The 13787-nt window shown below is 56.0% G+C and carries 10 protein-coding genes; 8 read left to right on the top strand and 2 right to left on the bottom strand.

Translation table 11 applies throughout. The annotated features are described in order from the left end of the window. Window positions 1-13 precede the first annotated feature (13 nt). Window positions 14-1390, bottom strand: coding sequence for a PhoH family protein (locus L4174_RS14230; RefSeq protein WP_248141536.1), 1377 nt, complete (start codon window positions 1388-1390; stop codon window positions 14-16). A 286-nt stretch (window positions 1391-1676) separates the two neighbouring features. Between L4174_RS14230 and rapA the strand changes: the two genes are divergently transcribed. The 7 genes from rapA to L4174_RS14265 all read left to right on the top strand — a co-directional run bounded on the left by rapA (window position 1677) and on the right by L4174_RS14265 (window position 10160). Continuing rightward, window positions 1677-4592: an RNA polymerase-associated protein RapA gene (gene rapA, locus L4174_RS14235; protein ID WP_248141537.1), complete on the top strand. Its 2916-nt coding sequence runs from the start codon at window positions 1677-1679 to the stop codon at window positions 4590-4592. Between the two features lie 102 nt (window positions 4593-4694). Beyond that, window positions 4695-5387, top strand: coding sequence for a bifunctional tRNA pseudouridine(32) synthase/23S rRNA pseudouridine(746) synthase RluA (rluA, locus tag L4174_RS14240; RefSeq protein ID WP_248141538.1), 693 nt, complete (start codon window positions 4695-4697; stop codon window positions 5385-5387). Between the two features lie 309 nt (window positions 5388-5696). Beyond that, complete coding sequence (gene frdA / locus L4174_RS14245) at window positions 5697-7499, top strand: fumarate reductase (quinol) flavoprotein subunit (RefSeq protein WP_248141539.1); 1803 nt, start codon at window positions 5697-5699, stop codon at window positions 7497-7499. Next, the gene (locus L4174_RS14250; RefSeq protein WP_248141540.1) at window positions 7496-8260 is read left to right on the top strand and encodes a succinate dehydrogenase/fumarate reductase iron-sulfur subunit; all 765 of its coding nucleotides are present in this window, start codon (window positions 7496-7498) and stop codon (window positions 8258-8260) included. Before frdA ends, L4174_RS14250 begins: the two co-directional genes overlap by 4 nt. After that, the gene (frdC, locus tag L4174_RS14255; RefSeq protein ID WP_248141541.1) at window positions 8257-8649 is read left to right on the top strand and encodes a fumarate reductase subunit FrdC; all 393 of its coding nucleotides are present in this window, start codon (window positions 8257-8259) and stop codon (window positions 8647-8649) included. The genes L4174_RS14250 and frdC overlap by 4 nt, the downstream gene beginning before the upstream one ends. 4 nt (window positions 8650-8653) lie before the next feature. Then, window positions 8654-9037, top strand: a complete 384-nt coding sequence (frdD, locus tag L4174_RS14260; protein ID WP_248141542.1) for a fumarate reductase subunit FrdD — start codon at window positions 8654-8656, stop codon at window positions 9035-9037. 169 nt (window positions 9038-9206) lie between these two features. Then, window positions 9207-10160 carry a D-2-hydroxyacid dehydrogenase gene (locus L4174_RS14265; RefSeq protein ID WP_248141543.1) on the top strand — a complete coding sequence of 318 codons (954 nt, stop codon included), beginning with the start codon at window positions 9207-9209 and terminating at the stop codon, window positions 10158-10160. Between the two features lie 11 nt (window positions 10161-10171). Here the strand turns inward: L4174_RS14265 and djlA are convergent, their stop codons facing one another. Beyond that, a complete protein-coding gene (djlA, locus tag L4174_RS14270; protein WP_248141544.1) occupies window positions 10172-11026 on the bottom strand; it encodes a co-chaperone DjlA in 855 nt (284 codons plus the stop codon). Window positions 11027-11393: 367 nt separating this feature from the next. On the opposite strand from djlA, the gene lptD reads away from it, so the two are divergent. After that, a complete protein-coding gene (lptD, locus tag L4174_RS14275; RefSeq protein ID WP_248141545.1) occupies window positions 11394-13733 on the top strand; it encodes an LPS assembly protein LptD in 2340 nt (779 codons plus the stop codon). Window positions 13734-13787: the final 54 nt, after the last annotated feature.

Raw genomic sequence — 13787 nt, forward strand, 5'->3', positions numbered from 1 at the left:
ACACGCCCTGTGATTACAGGTTTTCTTCCGCAAATTCCGCCAGACGGCTGCGGACCACGCCATTCAGATAAATGTTGGCACTGCCTTCAAAATCCTTAAATCGTTCAACGATATAGGTCAGGCCTGATGTCACAGGCGACAGGTACGTAGAATCGATCTGTGCCAGGTTACCGGAACAGACCAGCTTGGTGCCCTCACCACACCGGGTGATGATGGTCTTGATTTGCGACGCGGTCAGGTTCTGACACTCATCCAGCAACACAAAGGCGTTCTGAATCGAGCGGCCGCGCATAAAGTTAATCGATTTGAACTGGATGTTGGCTTTTTCGAAAATGTATTTCATCGAGCCGTCGGTGCAGACATCATGCTTGTGCAGTGCTTCCATGGTATCTGTCACTGCGGCCAGCCAGGGCATCATCTTCTCTTCTTCCGTCCCCGGCAGGAAACCGATGGATTCGGCGATATCCGGGGTATTCCGGGTCACAATAATCTTGTCATACATCCCTTTTTCAATCACCTGCTCCAGCGCAGCCGCCATCGCCAGGATCGTCTTACCACAGCCGGCCGGGCCGGTCAGGATCACCAGATCAATATCCGGATCGAGCAGCGCATCGAGCGCCATGCCCTGATAAATATTCTTCGGATGAATCCCCCAGGCCTGACGGTGCATCAACCGCTCATGCCCCAGATCTTTCAGAGTGACGTTTTCCCCGTCAAGTTCCTGGATCCGGGCGGCAAAATCCGTGTCCTGATCAATCAGGTACTGATTGACAAAAGGTGAATCAAACAATTCCTGCGGCAGCTTGTGCAGGGTTGAGCGGCCGCGTTTTTCAGAGTGACATTCTCCCACCCGCTCCCAGAAACTGCCCGGATAGCGGTGGAACCCTTTGGTCAGCAGACTGACGTCGTCAATCAGCTGGTCGGAACGGTAATCATCGACATTAAACACCCCGGCCCCTTTGGCACGCAGACGCATATTAATGTCTTTGGTGATCAGCACCACTTCCCGGGGAGCATAGTGATGCTGCAAGTAGAGCACCCCATTCAGAATCCGGTTGTCACCGGCTTTATCCGCAAACGCATGCACCGTTTCGTGAATCTCATAGTCAGCAAAAATTGCGATCCGACCCTGATGTTCACCGTCTCGCGTGAGCGGAATACCGGCAGAGATCTGTTCCGGCGTTGCATCATGAAAAATATCTTCCAGCGCGCGAATCGCGACCCGGGCATCCCGGGCAACATCCCGTTTGCTGTCTTTGATCCGGTCGAGTTCTTCCAGGACCGTCATGGGAATCACAACGTCGTGCTCTTTGAAGGAGTAGATGGCGAGGGGTTCATGTAACAGGATGTTGGTATCAAGTACAAAGACTTTCCTATCAGCATCGTCCATAGACGTCTCCTTGATCATCTGGGATAGCCATTGGTCTCGGCTATCATTATTAAGCGTAAACCCGCATCCCATTAATGACCGCAAAAAATGAAAATATTGTGACAATTTTCTCACTCGATAAGAGTCTCACTTAGCTCGTGACCTCGCTCCCATCATGCAGTACCATTAGCCCCCTTTTTTCTGGTGCGATTTCTGGCTTACACTTAATTTCAGTGTAGCCAAAATATAAACCGCCACCGGAAAGCAACTCCCCAGTATTTCAAATAATTAGAAGGTTTTTTCCACTATGCCATTTGCTTTGGGTCAACGCTGGATCAGTGACACGGAAAGTGATTTAGGGTTAGGAACTGTGGTCGCGCTGGATGCACGTACCGTCACCCTGATGTTTGCCGCCAGTGAAGAGAATCGCGTTTACGCCCGTCATGATGCCCCTGTCACCCGTGTGATGTTTAACACCGGCGATCTGGCTGAAAGCCAGGAGGGCTGGTCACTCAAGGTAGCGCAGGTGGAAGAACAACAGGGCATGCTGACCTATATCGGCACCCGCACGGACACCGGAGAAGAAAATGTCACACTGCGTGAAATTTTCCTTAGCAATCAGATCCGTTTTAACAAGCCTCAGGACAAGCTGTTCGCCGGTCAGATTGACCGCATGGACCGTTTCGCCCTGCGCTACCGTGCGCTGAAAAACCAGCACGAACAACACAAAAGTCCGTTGCGTGGCCTGTGCGGCATGCGTGCCGGATTGATCCCGCATCAGCTGTTCATTGCCCATGAAGTCGGCCGCCGTTTTGCACCGCGCGTCCTGCTGGCGGATGAAGTCGGTCTGGGTAAAACCATCGAGGCCGGGATGATCATCCACCAGCAGGTGCTGGCCGGCCGTGCCGAACGGATTTTGATCCTGGTGCCGGAAACCCTGCAGCACCAGTGGCTGGTGGAGATGATGCGCCGCTTCAACCTGCATTTCTCTATCTTTGACGAAGAGCGCTGCGTCGAATCCTTTGCAGATGCACACAACCCATTTGATACTGCCCAATATGTGCTGTGCTCACTGGATTTCCTGCGCAAGAGCAAACGTCGCTTTGAACAGGCTCTGGAAGCCGACTGGGATCTGCTGGTGGTCGATGAAGCGCACCATCTGGTGTGGAGCGAAGACAAACCGAGCCGTGAATATCAGGTCGTTGAAGCGCTGGCTGAGAAAACGCCGGGCTGCCTGCTGCTGACGGCAACCCCGGACCAGCTGGGCCATCAGAGTCACTTTGCCCGCCTGCGCCTGCTCGACCCGGATCGCTTCTACGATTACGACGCGTTTCTGGAAGAAGAGCGCCAGTATGCCCCGGTCGCTGATGCAGTTTCCGAGCTGCTGGCCGGAAAGGCACTGGATGACCACACCCGCCAGACGCTGATCAGCCTGCTGCCGGAGCAGGACATCGCTCCGCTGCTGGAAACACTGACTTCAGACAGCGATGAAACCGCTCAGGCCGCCGCCCGTCAGGAACTGATCGACAGCCTGATGGACCGCCACGGCACCGGCCGTGTGCTGTTCCGGAATACCCGTGCCGCCGTGCAGGGCTTCCCGCAGCGTCACCTGAATCTGTATCCGCTGGCAATGCCGTCTCAGTACAGCACGGCGATGCGCGTCGCGGGCATGATGATGGGCAAGATCAGCGAAGAGGAAAAAGTCCTCAAGTTGCTGTATCCGGAAGATATTTATCAGGAATTTGAAGGCGATGCAGCCACCTGGTGGAACTTCGATCCCCGCGTGACCTGGCTGCTGGATTTCCTCAAAGCCAACCGCAACGAAAAAGTGCTGGTGATCTGCTCCCGTGCGCAGACCGCGCTGAATCTGGAACAGGCACTGCGGGAAAAAGAAGGCATTCGTGCCACCGTGTTCCATGAAGGCATGTCGATTCTGGAGCGTGACAAGGCAGCGGCTTACTTCGCTCAGGCCGAAGACGGCGCTCAGGTGCTGCTGTGTTCTGAAATCGGCTCTGAAGGCCGGAACTTCCAGTTTGCCAACCAGTTGGTGATGTTCGATCTGCCGAACAACCCGGATCTGCTGGAGCAGCGGATCGGCCGTCTGGACCGGATAGGTCAGCTGCGCGATATCGAGATTCATGTGCCGCATCTGCAAGGCACTTCGCAGGCGCTGCTGGCGCACTGGTATAACGAAGGCCTGAACGCCTTTGAGGAAACCTGTCCGACCGGTCGTGCCGTGTACGAAGCCGTGCAGCCACAACTGATCAGCCTGCTGGCCAGCGATAACCACAGTCCGGAAGCACTGGAAGCGCTGATCACCGACAGTGCCCGCCTGCACAGCGAACTGAAGAGCAAGATGGAACAGGGCCGCGACCGCCTGCTGGAAATCCATTCCAACGGGGGCGAAGCTGCCCGTGAACTGGTCAGCAAGATTGCCGCCAAAGACGGCGACACCAATCTGGTGACGTTCGCACTGGGTCTGTTTGACACCATCGGTCTGAATCAGGATGACCGCGGTGAAAATGCCCTGGTGATCACGCCGTCCGAGCACATGCTGGTCTCCAGCTTCCCGGGACTGCCGCAGGACGGCTGCACCATCACGTTCGACCGTGATACCGCACTGTCGCGCGAAGACATGCACTTTATCAGCTGGGAACACCCGATGATTCAGGGCGGGATCGACCTGCTGCTGTCAGAAGGCGTGGGGACCACTGCGGTTTCCCTGCTGAAAAACAAAGCGCTGCCGGCCGGGACATTGCTGCTGGAACTGGTGTATGTGGTGGATGCGCAGGCTCCGAAACAATCCGGAATCGGCCGCTTCCTGCCGCACACGCCAATCCGCATTCTTCTGGATGCCAAGGGCAACAACCTGTCCGACAAGGTGGAATTTGAAGGCTTTAACCGTCAGCTGAGCCCGGTCAACCGTCACCTCGGCAGCAAGCTGGTCAACTCGGTCCAGAAGGAAATCCACGCCCTGATTGCGGCGGGTGACCAACTGGTCGACCCTGAGCTGGACAAAGTCCGCCAGGCGGCCCGCCAGGAGATGGAAGCGACGCTCGGCGCTGAGCTGGCCCGATTGCAGGCGCTGAAGGCGGTGAACCCGAATATCCGTGATGACGAACTGGACCTGCTGCAAAGCCAGATTCAGGATCTGACCGCTTACATCAGCAAAGCCCAGATTCAGCTGGATTCGCTGCGCCTGATCGCCGTCAGTCATAACTAATCTGACTGGCCGAACCCGGCCAGCCTTCAGGGCGGTAGGCAGTGTCTGCCGCCCTGTGATACCATCCCGCCGCAACGACGATAACCCTGAGATGACCCGAGCATGAAATCCTTACCGCCGATGGCCTATAACCCGCCGACTGATCCCTGGCTGGATGTTCTCTACATCGATCGCGACATTATTGCCGTGAATAAGCCGTCCGGCCTGCTGTCCAATCCGGGCCGCGATCCGGCTCATGCCGACAGTGTGTTCAGCCGGGTACTGGCAGACCACCCGAAGTCGCAGATTGTCCACCGTCTGGACATGGCAACCTCGGGCCTGATCGTGCTGGCTTTGAACAAGGATGCCGAACGTCATCTCAAGGCCCAGTTCCGCGAGCGTCAGACCGAAAAAGTCTATTACGCCCGTGTGTGGGGGACGCCGGAGCCACAGAGCGGCACGGTGGATTTACCGCTGATCTGCGACTGGCCGAATCGTCCGAAACAGAAAGTGTGCTTTGATGACGGTAAACCGTCCGTCACCCATTACGAAGTGCTGGAAAGTGACGGCCAGACCAGTCTGGTCAGACTCCGTCCAATCACCGGTCGCTCCCACCAGCTGCGTGTCCATATGCAGGCGCTGGGTCACCCGATCCTGGGTGATGAGTTTTACGCCCATGAAGCCGCCGAAGCGCTGGCACCCCGCCTGCAACTTCATGCGGCAGAGCTGAGCTTTTTCCATCCGTATACCGGTGAGCCTCAGCATCAGTTTGCGCCGTGCGATTTCTTCCCGGACGCGCCTGAACGCACTATCTGAGCCGGTCACAACTCAAACTATTCGGCTTGAACAAAGCCGAATAGCTCGCCCGCAAAGCAACAGCACTGTCTCCCCCGCATCAATACAACAACTGCCGAACAGACGGGCCAGATTGATTGAATACCTCTGACGCTTTACCGTTAGCCCCGTCACATTCAATGCATCACCTCGCAATATCGAAGCAAAACCCTAATCAAATCAATTCCTCCCTCTGATTGCTCTTCTACACTGTCGGTACAGTTCAGACGCCCTCGGCGTCGGCGTACTCAATCACCAGCGGATACCCGCATTATTTACTGGAGGATAACTGTGCAGACCATCACCACAGATATCGCAGTCATCGGCGCCGGTGGCGCCGGCCTTCGCACCGCAATTGCAGCCGCAGAGAGCAATCCGGAGTTGGAAATCGCCCTGATCTCCAAAGTCTATCCGATGCGTTCGCATACCGTGGCAGCAGAAGGCGGCTCAGCCGCAGTGATCAAGGAAGAAGACAGCCTGGACAACCACTTCAACGATACCGTGAGTGGCGGCGACTGGCTGTGCGAACAGGACGTTGTTGAATATTTTGTCAAAAACGCAACGCGCGAAATGATTCAGATGGAGCTGTGGGGCTGCCCGTGGAGCCGCAAGGAAAACGGCGAAGTGAACGTGCGCCGCTTTGGCGGCATGAAAGTCGAGCGCACCTGGTTCGCAGCCGACAAGACCGGCTTCCACATGCTGCACACCCTGTTCCAGACCTCCATGAAATACACCAACATCAAGCGCTTTGATGAGTTCTTCGTGCTCGATCTGCTGGTCGACGACGGGCAAATCCAGGGACTGGTCGCAATTCACATGGCTGAAGGTGAACTGGTCACCATCAGGGCGAAATCTGTGGTTCTGGCAACAGGCGGTGCCGGCCGGGTATATCACTGCAACACCAACGGCGGCATCGTCACCGGGGACGGCATGGCCATGGCCTACCGTCATGGCATTCCGCTGCGGGATATGGAGTTCGTCCAGTACCACCCGACCGGCCTGCCGGGCACCGGGATTCTGATGACCGAAGGCTGCCGCGGCGAGGGCGGCATTATCGTCAATAAACACGGTTACCGTTACCTGCAGGATTACGGCATGGGGCCGGAAACCCCGGTCGGTCAGCCGAAAAACAAATACATGGAACTGGGACCGCGGGACAAAGTGTCGCAGGCCTTCTGGCATGAACAGCAGAAAGGCAACACCATCGACCATCCGCTGGGCGATGTGGTGCATCTGGACCTTCGCCATCTGGGAGAAGACTACCTGAACGAGCGCCTGCCCTTTATCTGCGAGCTGGCGAAAGCCTACGTCAATGTCGATCCGGCCAAAGAGCCGATCCCGATCCGCCCGACCGTCCACTACACCATGGGCGGTATCGAGACCGATGCCACCTGCGAAACCCGCATCAGCGGCCTGTTTGCCGTCGGTGAATGTGCCTCTGTCGGCCTGCATGGCGCCAACCGTTTGGGTTCCAACTCTCTGGCAGAGTTCGTGGTCTTTGGCCGCGTCGCCGGTGAGCACGCCGCCAGACACGCCGCCGGATTCCGGGGCTGGAATGACACCGCAATTGAAACCCAGGCCGAAGCAGCCGCCGCACGGATTGAAGCCCTGATGCATCAGGAAGGCGACGAAAACTGGGCCAAAATCCGCACCGAAATGGGGCTCGCCATGGAAGCCGGTTGCGGTATCTACCGTCAGGCCGATCTGATGCAGCAAACCATGGATAAACTGGCCGAGCTGAAAGCACGCTACAAGCGCATCAGCATTCACGACAAAGGCAAGGTGTTTAACACGGATCTGCTTTATGCCATTGAAATCGGCTACGGGCTGGATGTGGCGGAAGCTATGGTCCACTCAGCCATGCTGCGCCGGGAATCCCGCGGTGCCCACCAGCGCCTCGACGCCGGTTGCACCGAACGGGATGATGCCAACTTCCTGAAGCACACGCTGGCCTTCTACAACGAAGGGGGTGCCCCCGTCATTGATTACAGCGATGTCACCATCACCAAGTCCCAGCCCAAAGCCCGGCTGTACGGCGAAGCCGCTGAAAAAGCTGCCGCAAACGCGTCAAAAGCAGAGGAGCACCCCGAATGACAGCCAACCGTATCCAAAACGTCGCCATTCTGCGTTACGACCCGGAGCAGGACACTGAGCCGCACATGCAGTCTTTCAGCGTCCCCTTTGACGAGACCATGTCCGTACTGGATGCACTCAATCATGTGAAGGACCATCTCGACAAGCACCTGACCTACCGCTGCTCCTGTCGGATGGCAATCTGTGGCTCATGTGGTGTGATGGTCAATGGGGTCCCGAAACTGGCCTGTAAAAGCTTCCTGCGTGATTACCCGGATGGGGTGACCATTGAACCACTGGCCAACTTCCCGATCGAGAAAGATCTGGTCGTTGACATGACACCTTTCATTGAACGTCTGGAGGCTATCAAACCTTACCTTATCGGCAACGACCGGACACCAGAGGACGGGACGAACCTGCAGACCCCGGCACAAATGGATATCTATAAGCAGTTCGCTGGGTGCATCAACTGCGGCCTGTGTTATGCAGCCTGCCCGCAGTTTGGCCTCAATCCGCAATTTCTCGGCCCGGCCGCGCTGACCCTGGCCCATCGTTACAACCTCGACAACCGCGATCGGGGCAAAGCCGAACGGATGCCACTGATCAACGGGGACAACGGGGCCTGGGGCTGTACCTTCGTCGGCTATTGCTCCGAAGTCTGCCCGAAAAACGTCGACCCGGCCGCAGCGGTCAACCAGAGCAAACTCGCATCCTCAAAAGACTTTGTGATTGCCATGCTCAAACCGGATGGTTCACCGAAGAAAGCGGAGGTATCCAGATGAGTCACCGCAACCCGTATGTACGTCCGATGACAAGGAACTGGTGGCAAAGCCATCCGTTCTACCGTTTTTACATGCTGCGAGAAGCCACGGTCCTGCCGCTGGTTTTGTTTACCCTGTTTCTGACCTATGGACTGGGCGCACTGGTGACCGGGCCTGAAGCCTGGCAGGGCTGGCTGGATTTCATGGCCCATCCTGTAATCGTGGCGGTGAACCTCGTGGCGCTGGCTGGCAGCCTGCTGCACGCAGCAACCTTTTTCAAGCTGATGCCGCAGGTCATGCCTATCCGCCTGAAAGGCAAGGTGATCAAAAAAGAGCTCGTCATCGCAGCTCAGTGGGCCGCGGTCGCTGTGATTTCCCTGATTGTCCTGATTGTCCTGATTGTGGTCTAAGGAGATGCCTGTGAATTCATCTGATAAGGTCAATCCTCAACCGAAACGTTCTGACGAACCGATCTGGTGGGGACTGTTTGGCGCGGGCGGTACCTGGTTTGCTATGGTCACGCCGGTCACCATTCTGGTCCTGGGGATTCTGATGCCCCTGGGTATCCTTGATGCTGAGCATTTTGAATATCAGCGGGTCGAAGCCTTCGCATCCAGCCTGATCGGGGCGGCGTTTCTGATCCTGACGCTGGCCCTGCCGATGTGGCACGCGATGCACCGGGTGCACCACGGATTACACGACCTGAAAATTCATGCCGGACGAACCGGAAAAATCGCCTGCTATGGTTTTGCCGCTTTCATCACTGCTCTGGCCATCGTGCTGATTGTCCTGCTGTAGCCTGAAAACCGGCCTCCATCCCCGGTCTGCCCGGGGATGTTTTCTCTCCGTCTGAAGCTGCCTCAGACTTGCAGCGATCCGCCCGCTGGTGTTTACTGTCTGGCGCTGATTCTCACGCTGAACACCATTGCGCCCATAGCCAAAGCCATCACCACAAGGAGCCCGTGCGATGCAACAGATTGTTTTTCTTGACCGAGATACCATTCCCAGCCAGATCACGTTGCCCCGCCCCGCCTTTGACCATCAGTGGCAGGAATACCCGGCAACCCGCCCGGCGCAAGTTGTCGAACGCCTGCAACATGCCACCATTGCCGTCACCAACAAAGTCGTCTTAAATGCCGAGACACTCAGCCAGTTGCCGCAGCTCAGAATGGTTGCCATCGCTGCGACCGGGACCAACAATGTCGATCTGGATTACTGCCGCGAACACGGCATTGTGGTCAGTAACATTCGCGGCTATGCCACCGGCTCTGTCCCGGAACATGTCATCGCGATGCTGTTTGCGCTCCGGCGAAATCTGTTCGCCTATCATCAGGATATTCAGGCGGGCGTCTGGCAGGAAAAAAAACAGTTCTGCTTTTTCACCCATCCGATCGGGGATGTCGCAGGCAGCACGCTGGGGATCATTGGCAGCGGCAGTCTGGGACAGGCCGTCGCCAAACTGGCATCAGCGATTGGTATGAAGGTGATCTTTGCCGAACGGAAGGGTGCCAGCGAATGTCGTGAGGGATATCTGCCTTTTACGCAGGTGCTGAAAGAGGCTGACGTGATCACCCTGCACTGTCCGCTCAGCGAAGCAACAACCAACCTGATTGCCGCACCGGAACTGGCACTGATGAAACCCGGCAGTCTGCTGATCAATACCGGTCGCGGCGGGCTGGTCAACGAAACCGATTTAGTCGCCGCGCTGCAATCCGGCCATCTGGGCGGGGCCGGCTGTGATGTGTTTACGGCCGAGCCAGCCGATTTGTCCAATCCGCTGCTGGCTCATGCAGACTTACCGAACCTGCTGCTGACGCCCCATGTGGCCTGGGGCGCGGATTCTGCCATTCAGACGCTGGCCAACCAGCTGACCGAAAATCTGGAAGCTTTTGTTGCAGGACATCCGCAAAACCGCGTCTGAGACGCGGAGGATCACTTAAAGCCTTTTTCTTTTTTGATCAGCTCATAGGCCGCTGTCAGTTCCTGCGCTTTCTGCTTCGCCAGCTCCATCATCTCCGGCGGCAGACCTTTGGCCGCCAGTTTGTCCGGATGGTGCTCGTTCATCAGCTTCCGGTAGGCACGCTTGAGATCTTTGGCTCCGGCGTCTTTCTCTACCCCCAGCAGTTCATAGGCATCCGCCAGCTGATCCCGGGTTGGCGCCTGACGAAAACCGCCCTGTTGCTGCTGAGACTGCTGACGATAGAAACCACCGCCCTGCTGAAAGCGAAACGCGGCTTCCTGCATGTGCAAACGGCGCTCTAATTGCTGCTCAGAAAAGCCCAGCCCGCGACCAATGACAAACAACAGCTGACGCTCTTTCGGATGCAGGCTGCCGTCGGCAAACGCGGCCTGAATCTGCAACTCCAGAAAGAACTGCAACAGATCCAGCCGTCCCTGGGTACTCTGACGTACCCGGGCCAGCACTTCCTGCAACGGAAAATCTTCAGCCTTACCTTCGCGGAATGCCTCCTGCGCCAGACGGCGGGCATTTCCGTGCAGTTGCATGCGATCCATAATGGCACTGGCGACCCGGATTTCCTCCTGTGTCACCCGCCCTTTCGCCTTGGCCACATGGCCCATCACCGCAAAACCGGCATGGAAGAACTCCGCCTGACGTGCCTGCTGATCGGCCTGACCGCCGGAAAAACGGCCGAATCCACCGCCTGGATAAACACCGGCGCGAGCCTGATCGAACTTATGACCTAAAAAGATGCCTAATAACAAACCGATAGGTCCACCAAGGAGAAAACCAAAAAATGCACCTAAAATCTTGCCCAACACCTGCATGTTATACTCTCTGGTAATTTGCTAAATTGTGCCCGCGTATGCCGTCTAATCTTATGAAAAGAGTGGCTTGTCAGCTTGACCTGCATGCCATAACGCAAGACTCTGACCGCCAAAAGACTCGCGGCATCATAGCAGAAAAAACAATAATGATTTTATCCGGTCCATTGATTACCGCTGTCCTTTCAGATGCTGTAAAGACGAATTTGCATTATCATAACCACCTTCTACTGGAGGGGACAGTTGGTCCGGTCTGGATACCCGGGGATGTTGACCTTTGTTGCTTGTTTTCGAGAAAATCCAAACAAAAAAGTTCAGCACTCCAGGTGTCACTTTGCGCTATATCATGAACACAGGAAATTAAATCTCAATGTCATTCACTTCCCGCAGCTTATTGGCGACCATGATCAGCATTGCTTTATATGGCCCGTCAGCTTTCGCCAATGATGCCCTCATTGAAAGTGATGTCAGCCCCTCTGCCGAAGAAGAACTGGCACTGGTCAAAGGCATGTGCCTGACCCCGGATCCGAGTGCGGGTGATCCCAACAATGCACCCATCCGGATCTCTGCAGAGCAGGCCGTGGCCGAAAGCGGCGAAAGCGTGACTTACTCCGGTGATGTGGTGATTCGCCAGTCCAACCGTACCGTGGCTGCCGATGTCGCCACCATGAACCAGCGTAAAAATACAGTCAGCGCGGAAGGCAACGTCTATTTTCACGACGGCACGCTCGAAGTCTACGCCGACAGTATGCATAACAATCTGGAAACAGACGACGCCGAGATCAATAACGCCGTCTACAGCCTGACCTGCGAGGCTGGCCGGGGGGAAGCCACTAAGATTGAAAAAGAAGGCATGACCTACTACCGCCTGCGCAACGGGACATACACAACCTGTCCGCCGGGCGATAAAAGCTGGCAGTTTACCGCCACCAGTATTGAACGCGAGACAGACTCGCCGTTTGCCGATCTGTATAACGCCCGCTTTGAAGTGCTGGATGTTCCAATTTTTTACATGCCTTATCTGCGTGTGCCGGTCGGCAATGAGCGCCTGACCGGTTTCCTGTATCCGACAGTCAGTTACGGTTCCCGGGACGGCTTTGAACTGGAAACGCCGTTCTACTGGAATATCGCGCCAAACTACGATCTGACCCTGACACCCAAGTATATGAGTAACCGCGGCGTCCAGCTGAACAGTGACTTCCGCTATCTCACAGAGCTCGGTCAGGGAAGTCTCAAGGGAGAATACCTGCCGGACGACAGTGCAGCTGAAGACAATGACGCGCGCTGGGCCTTCAACTGGTCCCACAGCGGTCAATATGGGGACCACTGGCGTTTTAATGCGGATTACAGCAAGGTCAGTGATGTGACCTACTTCTCTGATGTCGACTCAGGTATCGGTAATCGGGAAGACAACAACCTGTTGCAAACCGGCGAGGTGTCCTATCAGGACTACAACTGGAACTCGACCCTGCGGGTTCGGAACTTCCAGCCGCTGACACCGGGGGTGTCATCCAACTACCGCCTGATGCCGCAGCTGACCTTTAATTACTACGAACCGGATCTGGGCTACGGCCTGGACTTCGGCTTGCTGAGCCATATCAGCCGCTTTGAAAATGACGATGCCAAAAAGCCCTCGGCAGACCGGGTTCACCTCGAACCGTCGCTGACGCTGCCGTTTGCCACGCCTTGGTGGTCGATGACGACCGAAGCCAAGTTGATGTACACCTATTACAATCAGGACTTCGATCCGACGGTTGACGGCCTTGAAGATCTGGATGAGACCGCGACCCGGACCGTGCCCAGTCTGCGCATGCTGACCGGACTCTACTTTGAGCGGGATGCCGACCTGTTTGGCAGTGCCTATACCCAGAGCCTTGAACCTCAGCTGCAGTACCTGTACGTGAAGGATGTGGATCAGAGCCAAATCTATGGCGCTTACGATACCACCATTTTGCAGACGGATTATTACGGCCTGTTCCGTGACCGCCGTTACTCCAGCGTGGACCGAATTGCTGCGGCCAATCAGTTCACTGTCGGGGCAACCACCCGTTTCTTCGACGATGATTACAAGGAACGCTTCAACCTGTCTTTCGGCCAGATTTTCTACCTCAATGATTCCGGCCGGAATCTGCAGGAAGAAGGTGAGTCTCAGCCGAACTACTCGGCTTCAGCTTTCGAGTCGGACTTCAACTATAACGACTGGCTGTTCTTCCACGGCAGTCTGCAATATGACGCCAGCGAACAGGACATGCAGTTTGCCAATGCCGCGATTGAATACCGGGAAGGCAGTCTGTTCAGCCAGCTGAATTATCGCTATGTCTCGAAGCAATACATTCAGCAGAGCCTGCCGGATAACAATCAGATCGATAACTACACCGAGGAAGGGATCTCGCAGGTTGGTTTCTCAACCGGTTTTCCAATCCATGCTGGTCTGAGCATCCGGGGTGACTACTATCACGACGTGACCGAGAATCAGATGGTAGAAGGTCAGATCTCGCTGAACTATCGTTCCGACTGCTGGATGATTACCCTGGGTTACAACGAATACATGGTGGCACGCAGCAACGTGAATACCCAGCCTGTGGATTACGAGCAGAACTTCAGTATTTCGTTCTCTCTGCTGGGTCTGGCCGGTGTTTCACCGGTTGGTGCAGCGTCAGCCAGCGGCAATGCCATTGCCTATGGCCGTCCTTTCTACCTGAATAATTAACTGGCCGGGCCTCGGCCCGTCCATACCAACTGCGCATTGAAGCGCCCTGGATAC

Origin of the sequence: Photobacterium sp. CCB-ST2H9 (assembly GCF_023151555.2) — a bacterium.
GTDB lineage: Bacteria > Pseudomonadota > Gammaproteobacteria > Enterobacterales > Vibrionaceae > Photobacterium.

Coding starts and splice junctions, on each gene's coding strand:
- L4174_RS14230 (WP_248141536.1), bottom strand. CDS start 1,390: ATGGACGATGCTGATAGGAAAGTCTTTGTACTTGATACCAACATCCTG.
- rapA (WP_248141537.1), top strand. CDS start 1,677: ATGCCATTTGCTTTGGGTCAACGCTGGATCAGTGACACGGAAAGTGAT.
- rluA (WP_248141538.1), top strand. CDS start 4,695: ATGAAATCCTTACCGCCGATGGCCTATAACCCGCCGACTGATCCCTGG.
- L4174_RS14250 (WP_248141540.1), top strand. CDS start 7,496: ATGACAGCCAACCGTATCCAAAACGTCGCCATTCTGCGTTACGACCCG.
- frdC (WP_248141541.1), top strand. CDS start 8,257: ATGAGTCACCGCAACCCGTATGTACGTCCGATGACAAGGAACTGGTGG.
- frdD (WP_248141542.1), top strand. CDS start 8,654: ATGCCTGTGAATTCATCTGATAAGGTCAATCCTCAACCGAAACGTTCT.
- L4174_RS14265 (WP_248141543.1), top strand. CDS start 9,207: ATGCAACAGATTGTTTTTCTTGACCGAGATACCATTCCCAGCCAGATC.
- djlA (WP_248141544.1), bottom strand. CDS start 11,026: ATGCAGGTGTTGGGCAAGATTTTAGGTGCATTTTTTGGTTTTCTCCTT.
- lptD (WP_248141545.1), top strand. CDS start 11,394: ATGTCATTCACTTCCCGCAGCTTATTGGCGACCATGATCAGCATTGCT.